Source organism: Modestobacter italicus, from assembly GCF_019799965.1.
Taxonomy (GTDB): Bacteria; Actinomycetota; Actinomycetes; order Mycobacteriales; family Geodermatophilaceae; genus Modestobacter; species Modestobacter italicus_A.
The window spans coordinates 361,775-381,142 of sequence record NZ_JABGCJ010000002.1 but is presented as its reverse complement, the minus strand read 5'-3'; the positions used below and the strand labels follow the sequence as shown (position 1 = coordinate 381,142).

Sequence of the window (19,368 nt, the reverse complement as noted above, 5' to 3'; positions counted from 1 at the left end):
TTGTGCCCCGCCGACCGTCGGCTGCAACGTCAGGTGACCAGCCGCACCATGGCGACCCGCGGCCCGTGCCGGTCCAGCCCCAGCTGCTCCTCCCGGCGGCGCAGCGCGCGCAGGCCCGGGGTGAGTTCGGTGGTCACCTGCCAGCCGTGCCGGGCGTAGAACGGCGCGTTCCACGGCACGTCGGCGTAGGTGAGCAGGGTGACCCGGTCGGCGCCGTGGTCCCGGGACGCCTGCACCGTGGCGGCGAGCAGCGCGCCGCCGATGCCGCGCCGGCCGTGTGCCGGGTCGACCGACAGCTGCTCCAGGTGCACGGCGCCGTCCAGCAGCTCCAGGACGGCGAAGCCGCGCACCGGCCGGCCCACGACCAGCACCCGCCAGGCGTGCGCCCGCTCGGCTGCCGGCGCGGGTGCCGGCAGGTCGGTGATCCCCAGCGGCACGAACAGCTCGTCGGCGGCCGCCTCGACCGCCGGCAGCTCGACCAGGTCGTCGCCGTCCGCCTGCCGTACCTGCCCGTGCCGGTCCACGGCGCGACGGTGGCATGCCGGGCCGTCCTCCGCGAACCACGTGTCGACGCGTCGACCTGGCTGCCGCTGCGGGTGGGACCGGCCGGCCGCCTCCTCGACCAGCAGCCCTCCATCAGGTGAACGGCTGCGCGGCCCCCTGGTCAGGTGGCGCGGCAGCTGTCACCGTCCAGTCCATGAGCGCCCCGGCACTCGACCCCACCCGGACCGCACCTCGCCCGGCCGGCGGCCGGGCGGTCGCCCTGTTCGCCGGCCTGGCCGCACTGGCGATGGCGCCCTACCTGGCCGGGGTGCTGGTGCCCTACTACGTCAACGACCTCGACGCCCTGCCGCTGGCCGAGCTGACCAGCGGCGCCCACGACCCCAAGGACCTCTGGCCGCAGGGCCCGCTGAGTGGCCTCGTGCAGCTGGGCGGCCTGCTCTCCCTGGCGCTCACGCCGATGGGTCTGGTGGCCGTGCTGGCCGGCACGCTGCACAGGGTCGCCTCCCGCGGGCACCTCGACGCCCCCGCGGTGATGGTCGGGCTGCTCCTGGTGGCCCTGGCCTGCCTGGCCGGGCTGGTGCTGGTCTTCTCCCCGCTGGGCGGCGCGCTGGCGACCTGGCGGCTGGACTGATGCCCGGGTCGGTCGCCACAGCGGCGACGTCGGGGCAGGCGCCTCCGGAGCGGGTCTCCGTGCGCTCGGTGGCCGTGCTGACCGCCGTCCTGCTGCTCCCCGGGCTGGCATACGCCCTCACCGTGCTGGTGCCGTTCGTGCTGAGCGACCTCGACGAGCTGCCGCTCGCCGACCTGGCCGCCGGCGCGGACGCCCCTGGGTGGCCGGGCGGCCGGGTCCTCGGCCTCGCCGGGTTCGCCTCCCTCCTGATCGCGCCGCTGGGCGCCCTGCTGGCACTTGGCGGGGCGGCCGTGCAGCTGCTCGCCGCGCTGCCCACCGACCCACGCCGGCTCGGCCGCGGCGTCGCGGTGGGGCTCGGCCTGGTCGCCGCCGGCAGCGCGGCGACGCTGTGGTGGTTCCTGTCGCCGCTGGGCAGCGCGCTCACCAGCTGGCTGCTGGACTGACTCAGTCCATCAGCGGGTCGGCGTCCTCGTCGGCGGTGTAGGCCGCCCACAGTGCGGCGTAGGCGCCACCGGCGGCCAGCAGGTCGGCGTGCGTCCCGACCTCGACCACCCGCCCGCCGTCCAGCACGGCGACCCGGTCGGCGCGGGCGGCGGTGGTGAGCCGGTGCGCGACGACCAGCGTGGTCCGCCGCCGGGCGAGCGCGTCGGCCGCGCGGGTGACCGCCGCCTCGGTGGCCAGGTCCAGTGAGGCCGTGGCCTCGTCCAGCAGCAGGACGTCGGGGTCGACCAGCTCCGCCCGGGCCAGTGCCAGCAACTGCCGCTGCCCGGCCGACAGCGACCGGCCGCGCTCCCCCACCCGCGTCCGGTAGCCCTGCGGGAGCCCGGCGACCATCTCGTGCGCGCCCACCGCCCGGGCGGCGGCCTCGACCTCGGCGTCCGAGGCGTCCGGCCGGCCGTAGGCGATCGCGTCGCGCACCGTGCCGGCGAACAGGAACGCCTCCTGCGGGACGACGCCCAGCCGGGCCCGGTACTGCAGCAGGTCCAGCGAGCGCAGGTCCGCGCCGTCCACGCACACCGAACCGGACGTCGGGTCGTAGAACCGGGCCACCAGCTTCACCACCGTGGACTTCCCGGCCCCGGTCTCCCCGACCAGCGCGAGGGTCTCCCCCGGCGCCACGGTCAGCGAGACACCGCGCAGCGCGGGGGCCGGTGCGCCGCGGTAGGTGAACGTGACGTCGGCCAGCCGCACCTCGCCGCGCAGCCGGCCCACCGGTGCCGGGTCGGCGGCGGCCGGGGTGGACGTCGGGGTCCGCAGCAGGTCGCGCAGCCGGCGCAGCCCCACCGCGGCCTGCTGGTAGCTGTCGAACACCTGGGACAGCTGCTGCACCGGGGAGAAGAACGTTGAGACGTACAGCACGAAGGCCAGCAGCACGCCTGCGGTGATGTCCCCGTCGGCCAGCCGGGCGGCGCCCACCGCCAGCACCGCGGCCGCGGCCACCTCGGAGAGGAACTCCACGAAGGGGAAGTAGGTGGCGATGTAGCGCTGCGCCCGCAGCCGCACGTCCCGGTAGGCCTGGGCGTACTCGCGGAACACCTCGGTGGAGCGCTCGGTGCGGTCGAACACCTGGGTGGTCCGCAGCCCGGCGACGTCCTCCTGCAGCCGGGCGTTGACGGCGCTCACCCGCTCGCGGGCCTCCGTGTAGGCCGGCACCGAGCGGGCGCGGAACCACACGGTGGCCACCACCAGCACCGGCAGTGAGGCGACCAGCACCAGGGCCAGCTCGACGTCGTAGACGAAGACCACCACCAGCACCCCGGCCAGGGTGAGCACGCTGATCACCGCCGTGGTCAGCCCGGTCTGCAGGAACGCCGACAGTGCGTCGACGTCGGTGGTCATCCGGGTCATGATCCGGCCACCGAGCTCGCGCTCGTAGTGGTCCAGGCCCAGGCGCTGCAGCTGGGCGAAGGTCTTCACCCGCAGCGTGTAGAGCAGCCGCTCCCCGGTGCGACCGGTCAGCCAGGCCGCGCCCCGGGCGACCACGAGGTCGGCCAGCACGACGGCGAGGGCGATCCCGGCCACGCCCAGCAGCAGGGACAGCGAGCGGGCGGCGATCCCGTCGTCGACGCCCTCGCGCACCAGCGCCGGGATCGCCAGCTGCGCGCCGGTGTCCAGTGCGACCAGCACCAGCGCACCGGCCAGCACCCAGCGGAAGGGCCGGATCAGCCCCCACAGCGAGAACTCCGGGTCGGCGGCGCGGGCCCGCCCGGCCGGGACGTCGGGCTCGTCCACCGTCGGCGGCAGCCGGTCCACCAGCGCCCGCAGCGCCGGCGTCGGTGCGGCCGCGGCCATCGCCGAGCCCCGTCCGCCGATCGAGGGGGCCGCGGGCCGGCCCGGGCCGCCGTCCTCGGCGACCGGCTCGGGGTCCGGCCAGGCCGCGGGTGTGGTGCCACCGGGCGGCGGGGCGTCGTCGGCGGCCGGGGCCCCGCCCTCGCCGGACAGCAGCAGCCGGAACAGCGGCGAGCGCGCCTCCAGCTCCGCCGCGGTGCCGACGTCGACCACCCGGCCGGCGTCCAGCACCGCGACCCGGTCGGCCAGCGCGAGGGTGGAGCGGCGGTGCGCCACCAGCAGCGTCGTCAGGCCCTGGACGGCGGTGCGCAGCGCCGCGTGGATGCGGGCCTCGACCGCGGCGTCCACGGCGGAGGTGGCGTCGTCGAGCACCAGCACCCGCGGGTCGGTGAGCAGGGCGCGGGCCAGCGCGACCCGCTGCCGCTGGCCGCCGGAGAGGGTGAGCCCCTGCTCGCCGACGACGGTGTCGTAGCCGTCGGGCAGCTCGGCGATGAAGCCGTCGGCCTGCGCGGCGCGGGCCGCGGCGCGCACCTCGGCGTCCGAGGCGTCCGGGCGGCCGAAGGCGATGTTGGCCCGCACCGTGTCGGAGAACAGGAAGCTGTCCTCGAAGACGACGCCGAGCGCGCCGCGCAGCGCGCCGAGGTCCAGGTCGCGGACGTCGCGGCCGCCGATCCGCACCGCGCCCGCGGAGGCGTCGTAGAACCGCGGCAGCAGGCTGACCACGCTGGACTTGCCCGATCCGGAGGTGCCCACCAGCGCGAGGGTCTCCCCCGGCTCGACGCGCAGCGACACCCCCGACAGCACCGGCCGGTCGGTGGAGTGGCCGAAGGTGACCTCGTCCAGCTCGACGGTCAGCGGGCCATCCGGCAGCGGCTCGGTGCCGGAGACCAGCGTCGGGCGGGCGTCGACGATCTCCAGCACCCGCTCGACCCCGGCCCGGGCCTGCTGGCCGATGGTGAGGACGGCGGCCAGCTGCCGCACCGGTGAGACCAGCGCGGCCAGGTAGGTGGCGAAGGCCAGGAACGTGCCCAGCGTGATCGACCCGCGCAGTGCCAGCCAGCCGCCCAGCGCGAGCACCCCGACCTGCCCCAGCGCCGGGACGGCCTGCAGCAGCGGGTTGTACCGGGCGGTGAACCGGACGACGCGCATCCGGGCGCCGAACAGCCGACGGGCGTCGTCGTCGATGCGGTCGAGCTCCCGGTCCTCCTGGCCGAAGCCCTTGACCACCCGCACCCCGGTGACGGCGGCCTCGACGTCACCGGCGACGACCCCGGCCTGTTGCTGGGCGGCCCAGTTGGCCGGGAAGAGGTCCTGGCGGGAGCGCAGCGCCAGCCACCACAGCGCCGGGCCGACCGCGAGGGCCACGACGGTGAGCAGCGGGGACAGCCAGGCCATCACGCCGAGGGAGACGACGAACAGCAACGCGTTGCCGGTCAGGTTGGGCAGGAAGGCCAGCAGCCCCTGCACCAGCGTGATGTCGCTGATCGACCGGCTCACGGTCTGACCGGTCGACAGCCGGTCCTGCGCCGGGCCGTCCAGCCGGGACAGCGCCGTCGCGACGTCGTTGCGCAGGTCGACCTGCACGTCCAGGGACAGCCGCCCGGCCAGGTAGCGGCGGACGAAGCCGGCGGCGAACCGCAGCACGCCGGCCAGCACGAGGGCGACCACGAACGGGGTGACGTCGACCGGGGTGCCCGCCTCGGCTCCGGCGACCACCCGGTCGACCACCTCGCGGGTCAGCAGCGGCACCCCCGCGGCGATCACCGAGCCGACCAGCGCCGCGGTGAACGCCCCGACCAGGTCGCGCCGGTGCCGCAGGCAGTAGCCGACCAGCCGGCGGAACCAGCCGCCCTCGGGCACCGGCTCGACCGGCACGGTCCGCCGGCCGGGTGCCTGGACGGTGGCGGTCACCGGCGTCCCGCCGGCCCGGGCGGGACGACGAGGGGGCGCGGCACGGCGTCCAGTGTGCGACGCCCTGCCCCGCTCCGCCCTGCCCGGGGTGGGAGGCTCCGGTCCATGGTGGAGCGCGGGTTGCGGGCACCGGCCTGGCTGGAGGAGCTGGTGCGCACCAGCCCGGCCGGGGTGCCCTGGCGCGACGTCGTCCGCTTCGCCCTGGTCATCCCCGCACCGCTGGCCCTCGCCCTGGCGGTCGGCGGCATGCAGGGCTCGGCGCTGGGCGCCGGCGTCTTCGGCACCATGGGCTCGCTGGCGGCCACGCTCGCCCCCCAGTCCGGGCCGCTGCGCGTGCGGCTGCGCCGGGTCGCCGCCGCGTCGCTGCTGGGCGGCGCCGGCCTGCTCGTCGGGCACGCGCTCACCGGCGGCGGCTGGCAGCCGGTGCTGCTGCTGGCGGCGGTCTCGGCCGTGGCGGCGTTGATCAGCTCGATCAGCGGGGCGTTCTCCCTGGGCGCACTGCAGCTGCTGGTCTACACCGCGATCTCCTCGGGACTGGTCACCCCGCTGTCACCGGTGGTCGAGCTGGGCTTCTTCCTGGCCGGCGCCGCCTGGGGCACCCTCGCCGTGCTGGTGCAGGCCCGCACCGAGCAGGTCGACCCGGACCGGGCCGCCGTCGGCGCGGTGTTCCGCCGGGTCGCCGAGCTGCTCGAGGCGATCGGCGGCGACCACGTGGAGGAGGCCAGGCGGGAGCTCACCCTGGCGCTGAACGCCGGCTACGACCGGGTCATCCACGCCCGCAGCCGCTCGGCCGGCCGCAGCCGGGAGCTCGCCGAGCTGGCCGGGGTGCTCAACGCCGCCGCGCCGTTGATCGAGGCAGCCGTGGCCAGCGCCCGCGGCGGGGTCACCCCCGACTCCCGGGACATCGGCGCCGCGCACGCGCTGGCCACCGCCGTCACCGAGCGGCGTCCGCTGCTGGGCGAACGGCCGGCGCCGGTGGAGGACGGGCCCGCCCCCCGCCGCGCGGTGCGGCACGGCCTGCGGCTGGTGTGGAACGTGGTCGGGGACCCCGAGGAGCGGGCCTCGGCGGCGGTGGTGCGCCCCGAGCTCGAGTGGCGGGTGCAGCTGCACGACCTGTTCGACCGGACCCTCGGCAACGCCGACTCCCGCGCCTTCGTCGTCCGGCTCACGCTGTGCATGACGGTCGCCGAGGTGGCCCGGCAGCTGCTGCCGATCGAGCGGCCCTACTGGGTGCTGCTGACCGTGGCGATCATCCTGAAGCCCGACTACGGCTCGGTGTTCACCCGCGCCGTCCAGCGCGGCGCGGGCACGCTGCTCGGCGTCCTGATCGGGTCGCTGCTGCTGACCTTCCTGCACCGGGACGCCTGGGTGCTGCTGCCGATGGCGCTGGCCGCCGGCGCGCTGCCGTGGGCCCGCAGCGGCAACTTCGGCCTCTTCTCGGTCTTCCAGACGCCGTTCATCATCCTGCTGCTGGACCTGGCCACCCCCAGCGGCGCCGAACTGGTCGGCGCCAGGCTGGTGGACACGCTGATCGGCTGCGGCATCGTGCTGGTGTTCGGCTACCTGCTGTGGCCGCAGACCTGGCGGGCCCCGCTGGACGACGCGCTGCGCGCCGCCACCCTGGCCCTGGACCGGTTCGTCGACGCCGCCTTCACCGCCGGCCCCGACGCCACCCGCCGGGCCCGCCGGGGCAGCTACCGGGCGCTCACCGAGGTGCAGACCCAGCTGCAGCGGCGGCTCGCCGAGCCGCCGCCGATCAGCACCCGTGCCGCCGCCTGGTGGCCGGTGATCGTGCAGCTGGAGCGGACGTCGGACGCGGTCACCGAGGCGGTCATCGCCATGCGCGCGGGTGAGCCGGCGCCCGACCCCGCGCAGGTGGCGGTGCTCCGGAAGGCGGTCCGGGAGCTGGAGCAGGACCTGCGCGAGCACCGGCAGCCCGACGACGCCGAGATCCACGCCGAGGGGGTGCTCGCCCCGGTCGCCCGCGAGGTCGACGCCGCCCGCCGGCTGGTCCGGGAGACGACCCCGGGACGGCGCACCGGCGTCCGCGGCGCCGAGGACTGACAAAACCGCTGGCCGGGTGGCCGACCGGCCGCCTACGGTCCTCCCTGCCCGGGGTCAGCAGCCGCGGCGGCATCGCCGTCGCAGGTCCTGCGGATCGGCCCCGGGCGTGCCATGTCAGGGCAGACGTCTGCGGGACGTCCGGGGTTCGACTCCCCCGGCCGTCCGGCGCGCGGTCATCGGCGGTCCGGCCGGCCTGCGGCGCCTCGGCGTCCCCCGTCCGGGCCCGACCGCGCGCCGGCCGGTTCCCCGAGGGCAGCCGGAGCGAGCAGGGAGGAGGCAGGGACGTGCGCATCGTCGTCGAGGAGTGGGAGCGGGTCCTGGCCTACCGGGACGGCCGCTTCACCGAGGTCCTGGCCCCGGGGCGGCACCGCCGGGCGCGCCGGCGGCAGCGGTTCGTCCGGGTCGCCGTGCGTCCGCGGCTGCTGGTCGTGCCGGGTCAGGAGGTGCTGACCGCCGACGGGCTGACCGTCCGGGTGAGCCTGTTCGCGACCTGCGCGACGACCGACCCGCGCCGCTGGCACGAGGCGGTGCAGGACGCCGACGCGTTCGTCTACGCCGCGCTGCAGGTCGCGCTGCGGGAGGCGGTGGCCGGGCGGACCCTCGACGAGCTGCTGACCGACCGGGGTTCCCTGCCGTCCGTCGTGCGCGAGCCGGTCACCGAGCGGGCGGGGGCGGTCGGCGTCACCGTAGAGGACGTCGCGCTGCGCGACGTGATGGTGCCGGCCGAGCTGCGCCGGGCCGCGGCAGAGGTCGCCACCGCCCGCGCGCAGGGCCAGGCGGCCCTGGAGCGGGCCCGGTCGGAGGTGGCGGCGACCCGGGCCCTGGCCAACGCGGCCCGGATGGTCGCCGACCAGCCGGCCCTGCTCCAGCTGCGGACGCTGCAGGCGGTGGAGGCCGGTGGCGCGACCGTCGTCCTCACCACCGCGCCGGGCGGGGGCGACCCCGGCATCCGGACGACGCCCTGACCGGTCGCGCCGACGGCGGGATCCGCCGTCGGCGCGACCGCGCCCGGCCGCCCGGCGCCCCGCCCGCTACCCGGGGTCGCCGGCCGGAACGGGACCGGCCGGGACCCGTGGCTGCAGGAGCGCCCCGGCTGCGGCGGCCGGCAGCGGCCGGTAGAGCAGGTAGCCCTGCGCCTGGTCGCAGGCCTCGGCCCGCAACCGGGCCAGCTGCGCCGGCTCCTCCACGCCCTCGGCGACCACGGTCATCCCGAAGGTGTGCGCGGCGCGGATCATCAGGGCCACCAGCTCGCCGTGCCCCGGCTCCACCGAGGCGATGAAGCTCCGGTCGATCTTCAGGGTGTCCACCGGCATGTGCCGCAGCTGACCGATCGAGGTGTAGCCGGTCCCGAAGTCGTCGATGGCGATGGCGGCGCCGAGGGCCCGCAGCGCGGCGAGGTTCTCGATCGCGGCCGGGTCGTCGACCAGCACCGTCTCGGTGACCTCCAGCACCAGCAGGTGCGCCGGCAGACCCGAGGCGGCGAGCGCGTCGGCGACGTCGGCCACCACCCGCCGGTCGACGAGGTGACGTCCGGAGACGTTGACCGCGATGGTCGGCTCCGGCTCGCCGTCGGACACCCCTGCGGCCAGCCGCCACTCCGCCAGCTGACGGGTGGCCTCGTGCAGCACCCAGCGGTCCAGCTCGCAGATCAGCTGCGACTCCTCCGCCGCCGGGATGAAGTCGTCGGGCGCCACCCGGCCGCACCCGGGCCGCTCCCAGCGCACCAGCGCCTCGTAGCCGGTCAGCCGGTCGGTCGTGACGTCGATGACGGGCTGGTAGTGCAGCTCCATCTCCCCGTTCGCCAGACCGGAGGCGATCGCCGCCTCCAGCTCGGCCCGCTCGGCCAGGTGCGCGCGCAGCGCCTCGTCGAAGACCTCCGCCCGGCCCCGTCCGTGCCGCTTGGCCCGGTAGGCGGCGGTGTCGGCCTCGGCGAAGAGGACGTCGGCGTCCACGCTGCCGTCCCGGCTGACCGCGACGCCCACGCTGGCCCCGATGGTGACCACCTGGTCACCGGCCTGGATCGGCGCGCTGACCGCGGCGATCAGGCGCTCGGCCAGCTCGACCAGGGCGCGCTCGTCCTCGACGGCCTCTACCAGCACCACGAACTCGTCGCCACCGAGCCGGCAGACCACGTCCCCGGTCCGCACCGTCCGCCGCAGCCGGTCCCCGACCACGCGGAGCACCTCGTCACCGGCGGCGTGCCCGTGCCCGTCGTTGACGGTCTTGAAGCCGTCCAGGTCGACGAAGAGCAGCCCGGTCATCTCCCCGGACCGCTGGCCGCGGTGCAGGGCCGAGGTCACCAGCGTGACCGCCTGGCCCCGGTTGGGCAGCTGGGTCAGCGCGTCGTGCGCGGCCTGGTGCGCCAGCGCGGACTGCAGCTCCTCGCGCTGCTGCATCGAGTGGACGATCTGCTGCACCGAGGCGTGCACCACCTCGCCCAGCGGTCCGGGCAGCGGCTCGGCCAGCACGCTGTCGGACAGGTCGCCGCGGGCCACCGCCGCGGCCTGGTCCTGGATCCGGCGCAGCCCGGCCACGGCGGAGTCCAGCGCGGTGGAGACGGTGCGCACCTCGCGCGGCCCGCCGACCTCCACCCGCACCAGAGCGCCCTCGCTGACCTGGCGGGCCTGGCCGGCCAGCAGCTGGAGCGACCGGGTCACGCTGCGGCCGAGCACCAGCGCCACGGCCAGCGCGACCAGCAGCACCGACAGGCCCAGGACCAGGGTGCTGGTCAGCCGGCTGCGCGCCTCGGCACGGTCGGCCGCGGCCGAGGACTGCGCGCTGTCGGCCGCGACGTGCACCAGCTCGGTGAGCAGGGCGTCCCGGTCGCCGCTGTCGTAGAGCAGCGGCGTCATCTGCAGCACCGACATCATCGTCACCTTGCCGTCCTCGGTCGGGGTGAGGACGGCGTCGAGGCTCGTGGCGACCTCCGAGCTGCTGATCTCCTGCCAGCGCTCCACCAGCGAGGGCTGGGACAGGTCCGCCATCTGGTCCCGGGCGTCGGTGTAGGCCAGCCAGCCGGTCTCCGAGGCCAGCCGCGAGCCGATCAGCCCGCCCTCGTCCACACCGTCCGCGCCGCCGAACATGGCCCCGAGGTACAGCGGCATCTGACGGCTGGCGGTGGTGGCCAGCTGCGCGACCAGCTCGACGTCCTGGATCGCCCGCTGGGTGCGTGCGGGCAACCCCTCGGCGGTCGCGGAGGCGGCGGCGGCACGTTGTGCGTGCATCAGTGCGTTGGAGATGGCCAGGTACCGGAGGTAGACCTCCTCGGGCGCCACCTCGTGCGCGTCGGCCAGGGCACGCAGCGCACGGACGTCCGAGGCCGCACGGGCGGCGGCGGCCCTGCCGTAGGGGCTGCGGCCGGCGTTCTCCAGCGCCTCGTCGGTGACCCCGCGGGCGACCGCCTGGGTCCCCGCGGCCTGCTGCCGGGGCGCCGCCAGCACGGCGAGCGGCAGGCCCAGGGCGGTGGCGGTGTCGGGGTCGTCGACCACGGCGAGCGCCAGCGTCGGGAGGATCTCCTGCTCGACGCCGCTGCGGGCCGTGTCCAGCTGGGCCAGGGCGCGGACGGCGGCCTCGGCACGCTCTGCGCTGGCCGCCTCGGTCATCCGTGACCTGGCGACCACCACGGTCAGCGCCACCACGCCCATGACGGGGACCAGGGCCAGCGCCGTCAACAGCGTCCACAGCGGCACGCCACGACCCGGTCGTCGTCCTGCCTCGCGCCCTGCCCCTGGCTCGCGCCCTGCCCATCGCATGGGTCGACCATCGACAGGTCAGGGCCGGCGGTTCACCGGGTGGCCCCGAAGGAGTGAGGCGGGACACGGTCGGAGAGGTGGGCGCGGAGGGGTTCGAACCCCCGACCACTCGCTTGTAAGGCGAGCGCTCTACCGCTGAGCTACGCGCCCAGGTGCGGCCGGTGGGACCGGCCGCGGGCCGTCAGGCGGCCGCGGGCAACTGCGCGACGGCCGCCTTCCAGCCCGACTGCGGCCTCGGGTCGCCGACCTCGTTCACCTCGGTGAAGACGACGGTGCCCTCGGCGTCGATCAGGAAGGTCCCCCGCAGCGCCATCCCCGCCCGCTCGTTGAACACCCCGTAGGCCTGGGCGGCGGCACCGTGCGGCCAGAAGTCCGACAGCAGCGGGAAGGTCAGCCCCTCCGCCTGCCGGAACGCCTTGAGGCTGAAGGTCGGGTCCGTGGAGACGGCGACCACCTGGACGCCCGCGCCGGTGTAGGTGGCCAGCTCGTCCCGCAGCTGGCACAGCTCGCCCGTGCACGTGCCGGAGAAGGCGAACGGGAAGAACACCACGAGCACCGGTGCGCCCCGCAGCCCGGCCAGCGACACGACCTGCTTGTCCTGGTCGCGGAGACTGAACTCGGGGGCGGCGTCGCCGACGGAGACGGTCATCCCCCGATGGTGCCGCACCGAAGGCGACAGGCGCCGTTCGGCCCCCTCGCAGGGGCCCGCGCCGAGCTCGCGAGGCGTGGGGGCGAGGGAGTCCTTCCTCAGCGGCGGGAGCGGGCGGCCTTCGGGGTGACCAGCCGGATCCCGGACCAGTCCTTGGCCGCGGAGATGCTGGAGGTCTGCTGCAGCCCGGCGGTGGGAGCGGCCTCGGTGACGTCACCGGGCTCCACGTGGCCGGGGCGCCCGGACTTGGGCACGAGCAGCCACACCACGCCGTCCTCGGCGAGGGAGGCGATGGAGTCGACGAGGGCGTCGATCAGGTCGCCGTCCTCCTCGCGCCACCACAGCAGGACGACGTCGGCCACCTCGTCGGAGTCCTCGTCGACCATGTCTCCACCGGACAGCTCGACGACCGAGTCACGCAGGTCCTCGTCGGCGTCCTCGTCCCAGCCGAGCTCCTGCACGACCATGCCCGGCTTGATCCCCAGCCGGGCAGCCATGCTGGTGCTGCCCGAGTCGACGCTCATCCCTGCTGTTCCTCCGTGTGCTCGTCTGCCCGGTCTGCCCGGGCGGTGCGGTGTGCGGGGCCCCGTCGCGGTGTGCGGCGAGGCGGTGGCTCTGGGGGGATGGTGCCTTGTCCCGGGCCGTCCTGCCCGCTCGGGACCCCCGCCCAGCCCCTTCGTCGGGTGACGGCGGCGCCTGGGGAAGCCCGCCCCCCGGCTCAGCCGGCGTTCCGGGTCGACCGCCACCGGGGCCACCGTTGGAGCGGAGCGTAGGGCATCGACGACCACACGCAAGGCCCGTGACCGGGTCGGCAGCGCGGCCGTCGTCCCGTCGAGCAGGACGCGACACGGGGCAGACGTGACGTACGCCGCCCCGGCAGGAGACGATGTCCCCATGAGCGCACCGCAGCAGTCGGACGGAGACCCCGCCCGCACCACCGGCACCCCCCGCGCGGTCATCACCGACGGGCGGGCCAGCCAACTGCCCGACACCGACCCGGACGAGACCCAGGAGTGGCTGGAGTCCCTCGACGCGGTCGTCGACCACGCCGGTCGCAACCGGGCCCGCTACCTCATGCTCCGGATGCTCGAGCGCAGCCGTGAGCAGCAGGTCGGCGTCCCCGCGCTCCGCAGCACCGACTACATCAACACGATCCCGCCGGAGCAGGAGCCCTGGTTCCCCGGCGACCTGGAGGCCGAGCGGAAGATCCGCCACGCCATCCGCTGGAACGCCGCGATCATGGTGCACCGGGCGCAGCGGCCGGGGATCGGCGTCGGCGGCCACATCTCCTCGTACGCGTCGTCCGCGATGCTCTACGAGGTCGGCTTCAACCACTTCTTCCGCGGCAAGGACCACCCCGGCGGCGGCGACCAGATCTACTTCCAGGGCCACGCCTCCCCCGGCATCTACGCCCGCGCCTTCCTCGAGGGCCGGCTGACCGAGCACCAGCTCGACGGGTTCCGCCAGGAGGTCAGCCACCCCGGCGGCGGGCTGTCGTCCTACCCGCACCCCCGGCTGATGCCGGACTTCTGGGAGTTCCCCACCGTCTCGATGGGCCTCGGCCCGATGAACGCGATCTACCAGGCGCGGTTCAACCGCTACCTGCACAACCGCGGCATCGCCGACACCGCCGACCAGCACGTGTGGGCCTTCCTCGGCGACGGCGAGACCGACGAGCCGGAGTCGCTCGGCCCGATCGGCCTGGCCGCGCGTGAGGAGCTGGACAACCTCACCTTCGTCATCAACTGCAACCTGCAGCGCCTCGACGGCCCGGTCCGCGGCAACGGCAAGGTCATCCAGGAGCTGGAGTCGTTCTTCCGCGGCGCCGGCTGGAACGTCATCAAGGTGATCTGGGGCCACGGCTGGGACAAGCTGCTGGCCGCCGATCGCGACGGCGCGCTGGTCAACCTGATGAACAGCACCCCGGACGGCGACTACCAGACCTACAAGGCCGAGGACGGCGCCTTCGTCCGCGAGCACTTCTTCGGCCGCGACCCGCGCACCCGCAAGCTGGTCGAGGGGATGTCGGACCAGGAGGTCTGGGACCTCGCCCGTGGCGGGCACGACTACCGAAAGGTCTACGCCGCCTACAAGGCCGCGATGGACCACAAGGGCCAGCCCACGGTCATCCTCGCCAAGACCATCAAGGGCTGGACGCTGGGCAGCCACTTCGAGGGCCGCAACTCCACGCACCAGATGAAGAAGCTGACCGCCGAGGACATCGTGGGCTTCCGCGACCGGCTGGAGATCCCGATCCCGGACGAGCAGCTGGACAAGACGCTGCCGCCCTACTACAAGCCCGACCCGGACTCCCCCGAGATGCAGTACATGCTCGAGCGGCGTCGTCAGCTGGGTGGGTCGGTGCCCCGCCGCCGGTCGGAGCACAAGCCGCTGAAGGCCCCCGAGGACAAGGCCTTCGACGTCCTCAAGCGCGGCTCGGGCAAGCAGGAGGTGGCCACCACGATGGCCTTCGTCCGGCTGCTCAAGGAGCTCATGAAGGACAAGGAGCTGGCCCCGCGGTTCGTGCCGATCATCCCGGACGAGGCTCGCACCTTCGGGATGGACTCGCTCTTCCCGAGCATCAAGATCTACAACCCGCACGGCCAGAACTACACCTCGGTCGACCGCGAGCTGATGCTGGCCTACAAGGAGTCCGAGCAGGGTCAGATCCTGCACGAGGGGATCAACGAGGCCGGCTCCACGGCCTCGTTCATCGCCGCGGGCAGCTCCTACGCCACGCACGGCGAGGCGATGATCCCGATCTACATCTTCTACTCGATGTTCGGGTTCCAGCGCACCGCCGACTCGATCTGGGCGGCCGCCGACCAGATGACCCGTGGCTTCCTGCTGGGCGCCACGGCCGGCCGGACGACGCTGAACGGCGAGGGCCTGCAGCACGAGGACGGGCACTCGCTGCTGCTGGCCGCGACCAACCCCGCCGTCGTGACCTACGACCCCGCGTTCTCCTACGAGGTCGGGCACATCACCAAGGACGCCCTGGCGCGGATGTACGGCAACGACCCGGGCGCCCCGCTCGGTGGCCACCGCGACCCGAACGTCATGTACTACCTGACGATCTACAACGAGCCGTACCAGCAGCCGGCCGAGCCCGAGGGCCTGGACGTGCCCGGTCTGCTGGCCGGCATGTACCGCTACGCCGAGGGCCCGAAGACCGACGGCCCCAAGGCGCAGGTGCTGGCCTCGGGTGTCGCGGTGCCGTGGGCGCTCCGGGCCCAGGAGCTGCTGGCCAACGACTGGGGTGTGTCGGCCGACGTGTGGTCGGTGACCTCGTGGACCGAGCTGCGCCGCGAGGCGCTCGAGGCCGACGAGTGGAACCTGCTGCACCCGGCCGAGGAGCCGAAGGTCCCCTTCGTCACCCAGAAGCTCTCCGGCGTCGAGGGCCCGATCGTGGCGGTGTCGGACTGGATGAAGGCCGTCCCCGACCTGATCGCCCCGTTCGTCCCGGGTGGGATCGCCAGCCTGGGCACCGACGGGTTCGGGCTCTCCGACACCCGGCCGGCGCTGCGGCGGCACTTCCACGTCGACGCCGAGGCGGTCGTCGTCCGCACGCTGGCCTCGCTGGCCCAGCGCGGGGAGATCGACCGCGACGTCGTCCGGCAGGCCGTGGAGAAGTACCAGGAGCGCGACGAGCAGGCCGCCCCGGCCGAGGAGCGCACGGACGACCACCCGGCCACGTAAGGCAGCAGGCACGAACGGCCCGTCTCCCCTCGGGGAGGCGGGCCGTTCTGCTGTCCTGACCCCTCCGGGTCGACCCGCACCGGGCGGGGTGGAGCCGCGTGCGCCCGCGGCTCCACCCAGACTCGAGCGGGTCGACCCGGTCAGCCGGCGAGGGCGGTGAGGGCCATCTGGGCGTACATGGCGACGCCGGCGGGGAACGCGGCCTCGTCGAAGACGACCAGGTTGGAGTGGTTGCCCGGCGCGGTGGCCGGGTCGAGCTCGGGCAGCCGGGCGCCGAGGAACGCCATCGCGCCGGGCACCCGCTCCAGGACGTAGGAGAAGTCCTCGGCGCCCATCAGCGGCCACTCCATGACGGCGCCGGCCTCCTCGCCGAGCAGGGCCGCGGCCGTGGCGGTGACCTGGGCGGCGACCTGCGCGTCGTTGACGGTGACCGGGTAGCCCTCGACCCGCACGAACTCGCCGCGCAGCTCGTGCGCGGCGGCGACGTGCTCGCCCACCCGCTGCACCGAGGCCACCATGTCGGCCCGGCGCTCGGCGGACAGCGTGCGGATCGTGCCGTGCACGAGTGCGGTCTCCGGGATGATGTTGTCCGTCCGGCCGGCCTCCAGGTGCCCGACGGTGACGACGGCGGGGTCGAAGACGTCGACGCGGCGGGTGACCATCGACTGCAACGCCAGGATGACCTCCGCGGCGACCGGCACCGGGTCGGCGGCCATGTGCGGGGTGGAGGCGTGCCCACCCCGGCCGTGCAGGGTGATCGTGAACTGGTCGGCCGAGGCCATCATCGGGCCGGGCCGGACGTTGATCGTGCCGGTGGGGAACATCGTGGTGATGTGCAGCGCGAAGGCGCCGCTGACCGGGGCCTCCGGGACGACGTCCAGCAGCCCCTCCTCCAGCATGAACCGGGCGCCGTGGAAGCCCTCCTCGCCGGGCTGGAACATGAACACGACCTGCCCGGCGAGCTGGTCACGACGCGCGGACAGCAGCCGGGCCGCGCCGGCGAGCATCGCGACGTGGGTGTCGTGGCCGCAGGCGTGCATGACGCCGGGCACCTCGGAGGCGAAGTCCAGGCCGGTGTCCTCGGCCACGGGCAGGGCGTCCATGTCGCCGCGCAGCAGGTAGGTGGGGCCGGGGCGGGCGCCGCGCAGCACGCCGACGACGGAGCTGGTGCTGGTGCCGGTGGTGACCTCGATCGGCAGGTCGGCCAGCGCCTCCAGGACCATCGCCTGGGTGGTGGGCAGCTGGAGCCCGATCTCGGGGTGCCGGTGCAGCCGGCGGCGCAGGTCGACGGTGAAGGCGGCGTCGGCGGTGGCGGCGGCGAGCAGGTCAGCGGCAACGGATGCGTCGGCAGGCATGCCGCTCAGTCTGTAGCAGTGCTCACGATCCTGGGAAGGGTCACCGCGCCCAGGCCGGGCGGGCGGCGTCCAGCTGCCAGACGAGCACGGTCGCGGCGTCCGCGACCGGGCCCTCCCCCACGCCGGCGGTCACCTCGCCGTCCCGCAGCACCACCCGCAGGCCGGGCGGGACGTCGTCGGCGGAGGAGCCGGTCCACAGCCGGGCGTCGGCGCGGCCCAGGTCGACCCAGCCGCGGGGCCGCAGCAGCGCGTCGTGCGCCGGCTGCGCACCCGGCTCCGCCGACCGCAGGTAGGCCTGCAGCACGTGCGCGCCGTCCGCGCCGGCGACCTCGTCGTGCTCCAGGCCGCGCCCGGCGCGCAGCACCGCGACGTCCCCCGGTCCGAGGACGGCCTCCCGGCCCCAGGCGTGCCGCAGCGAGCCGGCCAGCACCACGGCCACCACGTCGACGGCGGCGTGCGCGTGCCGCCCGTACCCCGCGCCGCCGTCCAGCCGGTCGTCGGCCAGCCGCAGCAGCGGGCCCAGCGAGCCGTCGTCGGGGTCGAGCAGCACCCGGGAGTCGAGTCCGGTCATGGGTCCATCGTCGCCGACCGGGGACCCAGCGCCGCCCGGCCGCCGGGCAGCGCGCCGAGGGCCAGCGCCACCAGCAGGGTCCAACCCGCGCCCAGCGCCCAGCCGGCGACCACGTCGGAGGGGAAGTGCACGCCCAGCCACAGCCGGGTGAGGCCGACCAGCACGACCAGGACGACGCCGGCGGCCAGCCACACGCCACGGCCGGTCGGCCGCAGCCGCGGCCAGGCCAGCACCAGGGCGACCGTCACGAGCGTGGCGATCCCCGACGAGTGGCCGCTGGGGAAGCTCAGCGACTCCCAGCCCGCCCCGCCCTCGGCGAACTGCGGGCGGGCCCGGCCGGTGGACTCCTTCAGCAGCGTGGTGAGCGGGCCGATCAGCGCGGTCGAGGTCAGCACGAAGGTCGCGGTCCACCAGGCGCGGCGCAGCACCAGCCAGGCCAGCACCGGCAGGAACACCACCACCCGGACGGCGGACGACCCCGGCGCGGTCAGCAGCTGCAGTGCCACCTCGACCAGCCGGGACCGGTCGTCGCCGGCGTACAGGGCACCGCTGACCGCGCGGTCGGCCCGCAGCAGCGCCCCGGAGCCGCCGGCCACCGCCCAGGTCAGCCCGGCGACGACGGCCGCGCAGCCGGCAACAGCGGTCCACGCCGGTCGGACCGGAGCGGTGGAGGTACCCGGACGGGCGGTCTGCACAGCTCCACGATCCCCGACGCGCCGGCGTCATGACACGCTGGAGCCGTGGAGGACGCCGGTGCAGCGCGGGAGGGCACGCACCCTTCGGAGGCGACGCTGCGCCGGCTGGAGCGGGCCTCCGGTGCGCTGGCGACGCAGGCCGTGGCCCGGATGGACGAGGAGCTGGGCTGGTTCCGCTCGATGCCGGCGGCCCAGCGCTCCTGGGTCACCCTGGTCGCCCAGGCCGGCATCGCCTCCCTGGTCGAGTGGTGCCGCAACCCCGGCCGGCCGCCGCGGCTGACCGGCGAGGTGTTCGGCGCCGCTCCCCGCGAGCTGATGCACGCCGTCCCGCTCAAGCGGTCGGTCGACCTGATCAAGGTGACCGTCGAGGTGGTCGAGGACCGGGTGGAGCAGGTCGCCGAGCCCGGTGACGCCGAGCGGCTGCGGATCACCGTGCTGCAGTTCAGCCGGGAGATCGCCTTCGCCGCCGCGCACGTGTACGCCAGCTTCGCCGAGAACCGCGGCGCCTGGGACGCGCGGCTGGAGGCACTGGTCGTCGACGCCCTGGTGCGCGGTGACCGCTCCGACGAGCTGCCCGGCCGGGCGGCTGCGCTGGGCTGGACGGAGACCGAGCCGGTCGTCGTCCTGGTCGGTTCGGCGCCCCCCGGAGCGGAGGACTCCCGGGCCGCGGTGCGCCGGGCGGCCCGGTCACTGGGCTGCGAGGTGCTGGTCGGGGTGCACGCCGACGAGCTGGTCGTCGTCCTCGGTGGCGCGGCCGACCTCGCCGCGGTGACCAGCCGGGTGTGCCGCGAGTTCGGCCCCGGGCCGGTGGTCCTCGGCCCGCGGGTGGACTCCCTGGCCCGCGCCGGGGAGTCCGCGGCCACCGCGCTGGCCGGGCTGCGCGCCGCGGTCGCCTGGCCCGACGCCCCCCGCCCGGTGGAGTCCGAGGACCTGCTGCCCGAGCGCGCCCTGGACGGCGACCCGCTGGCCCGCACGGCGCTGGCCGAGCGGGTCGCGCTGCGCCTGCAGGGCGCCGGCGGGGAGGTGCTGGAGACGGTGCGCGCGGTGCTCGGCAACGGCGGCAACCTGGAGGCGACCGCCCGCGCCCTGTTCGTGCACACCAACACCGTGCGGTACCGGCTCAAGCGGGCCAGCGAGCTCACCGGCTACTCCGCCACCGACCCCCGCGGGGCGTGGACGCTGCAGGTCGCGCTGGCCCTGGCCCAGCTGGAGGGTGACCGCTCGCTCTGGCACTGAGTTGTGCCCTCC

Annotated in this window: 14 protein-coding genes and 1 tRNA gene; 6 read left to right on the top strand and 9 right to left on the bottom strand. The window is 75.4% G+C overall.

Annotation, left to right across the window (positions count from 1 at the left end; genetic code table 11):
• Positions 1–29: 29 nt before the first annotated feature.
• Entirely contained in the window at positions 30–524 is a 495-nt protein-coding gene (locus HLA93_RS05870) for a GNAT family N-acetyltransferase (RefSeq protein WP_222193355.1), read from the bottom strand.
• Between the two features lie 173 nt (positions 525–697).
• Here HLA93_RS05870 and HLA93_RS05865 point away from each other — a divergent pair, with 173 nt between their 5' ends.
• Together HLA93_RS05865 and HLA93_RS05860 are read left to right on the top strand one after the other, a co-directional pair.
• Complete coding sequence (locus tag HLA93_RS05865) at positions 698–1,135, top strand: hypothetical protein (RefSeq protein WP_222193353.1); 438 nt, start codon at positions 698–700, stop codon at positions 1,133–1,135.
• Positions 1,135–1,578: a hypothetical protein gene (locus tag HLA93_RS05860; RefSeq protein WP_222193352.1), complete on the top strand. Its 444-nt coding sequence runs from the start codon at positions 1,135–1,137 to the stop codon at positions 1,576–1,578. Before HLA93_RS05865 ends, HLA93_RS05860 begins: the two co-directional genes overlap by 1 nt.
• A gap of 1 nt (position 1,579) precedes the next feature.
• Here HLA93_RS05860 and HLA93_RS05855 read toward each other — a convergent pair whose 3' ends face one another.
• Positions 1,580–5,335, bottom strand: a complete 3,756-nt coding sequence (locus HLA93_RS05855) for an ABC transporter ATP-binding protein (protein ID WP_222193350.1) — start codon at positions 5,333–5,335, stop codon at positions 1,580–1,582.
• Between the two features lie 105 nt (positions 5,336–5,440).
• Here HLA93_RS05855 and HLA93_RS05850 point away from each other — a divergent pair, with 105 nt between their 5' ends.
• The gene (locus HLA93_RS05850) at positions 5,441–7,399 is read left to right on the top strand and encodes an FUSC family protein (RefSeq protein ID WP_222193349.1); all 1,959 of its coding nucleotides are present in this window, start codon (positions 5,441–5,443) and stop codon (positions 7,397–7,399) included.
• Between the two features lie 284 nt (positions 7,400–7,683).
• Positions 7,684–8,364: a slipin family protein gene (locus tag HLA93_RS05845; protein WP_222193348.1), complete on the top strand. Its 681-nt coding sequence runs from the start codon at positions 7,684–7,686 to the stop codon at positions 8,362–8,364.
• Positions 8,365–8,430: 66 nt separating this feature from the next.
• Here the strand turns inward: HLA93_RS05845 and HLA93_RS05840 are convergent, their stop codons facing one another.
• The 4 genes from HLA93_RS05840 to HLA93_RS05825 form a co-directional block, all read right to left on the bottom strand.
• Positions 8,431–11,088: a putative bifunctional diguanylate cyclase/phosphodiesterase gene (locus tag HLA93_RS05840; RefSeq protein WP_222193347.1), complete on the bottom strand. Its 2,658-nt coding sequence runs from the start codon at positions 11,086–11,088 to the stop codon at positions 8,431–8,433.
• A 141-nt stretch (positions 11,089–11,229) separates the two neighbouring features.
• A tRNA-Val gene (locus HLA93_RS05835) sits at positions 11,230–11,301 on the bottom strand.
• A gap of 31 nt (positions 11,302–11,332) precedes the next feature.
• On the bottom strand, positions 11,333–11,800 hold the full coding sequence (locus tag HLA93_RS05830) for a peroxiredoxin (protein ID WP_222193346.1): 468 nt from the start codon (positions 11,798–11,800) through the stop codon (positions 11,333–11,335).
• Positions 11,801–11,898: 98 nt separating this feature from the next.
• Entirely contained in the window at positions 11,899–12,324 is a 426-nt protein-coding gene (locus tag HLA93_RS05825) for a DUF3052 domain-containing protein (RefSeq protein WP_222193345.1), read from the bottom strand.
• Between the two features lie 370 nt (positions 12,325–12,694).
• Here HLA93_RS05825 and aceE point away from each other — a divergent pair, with 370 nt between their 5' ends.
• Positions 12,695–15,499, top strand: coding sequence for a pyruvate dehydrogenase (acetyl-transferring), homodimeric type (gene aceE, locus HLA93_RS05820; protein WP_222193342.1), 2,805 nt, complete (start codon positions 12,695–12,697; stop codon positions 15,497–15,499).
• A 140-nt stretch (positions 15,500–15,639) separates the two neighbouring features.
• Here aceE and HLA93_RS05815 read toward each other — a convergent pair whose 3' ends face one another.
• From HLA93_RS05815 to HLA93_RS21970, 3 genes are read right to left on the bottom strand one after another with little or no spacing between them, the layout of a single operon-like run.
• Positions 15,640–16,854 carry a M20 metallopeptidase family protein gene (locus tag HLA93_RS05815; protein WP_222193339.1) on the bottom strand — a complete coding sequence of 405 codons (1,215 nt, stop codon included), beginning with the start codon at positions 16,852–16,854 and terminating at the stop codon, positions 15,640–15,642.
• Positions 16,855–16,894: 40 nt separating this feature from the next.
• On the bottom strand, positions 16,895–17,425 hold the full coding sequence (locus tag HLA93_RS05810) for a pirin family protein (RefSeq protein ID WP_222193338.1): 531 nt from the start codon (positions 17,423–17,425) through the stop codon (positions 16,895–16,897).
• Positions 17,422–18,120: a phosphatase PAP2 family protein gene (locus HLA93_RS21970; RefSeq protein WP_222193337.1), complete on the bottom strand. Its 699-nt coding sequence runs from the start codon at positions 18,118–18,120 to the stop codon at positions 17,422–17,424. The genes HLA93_RS05810 and HLA93_RS21970 overlap by 4 nt, the downstream gene beginning before the upstream one ends.
• A 45-nt stretch (positions 18,121–18,165) precedes the next feature.
• Here HLA93_RS21970 and HLA93_RS05800 point away from each other — a divergent pair, with 45 nt between their 5' ends.
• Positions 18,166–19,356 (top strand): PucR family transcriptional regulator, encoded by a 1,191-nt coding sequence (locus HLA93_RS05800; RefSeq protein ID WP_222193336.1) that lies wholly within the window; start codon positions 18,166–18,168, stop codon positions 19,354–19,356.
• Positions 19,357–19,368: the final 12 nt, after the last annotated feature.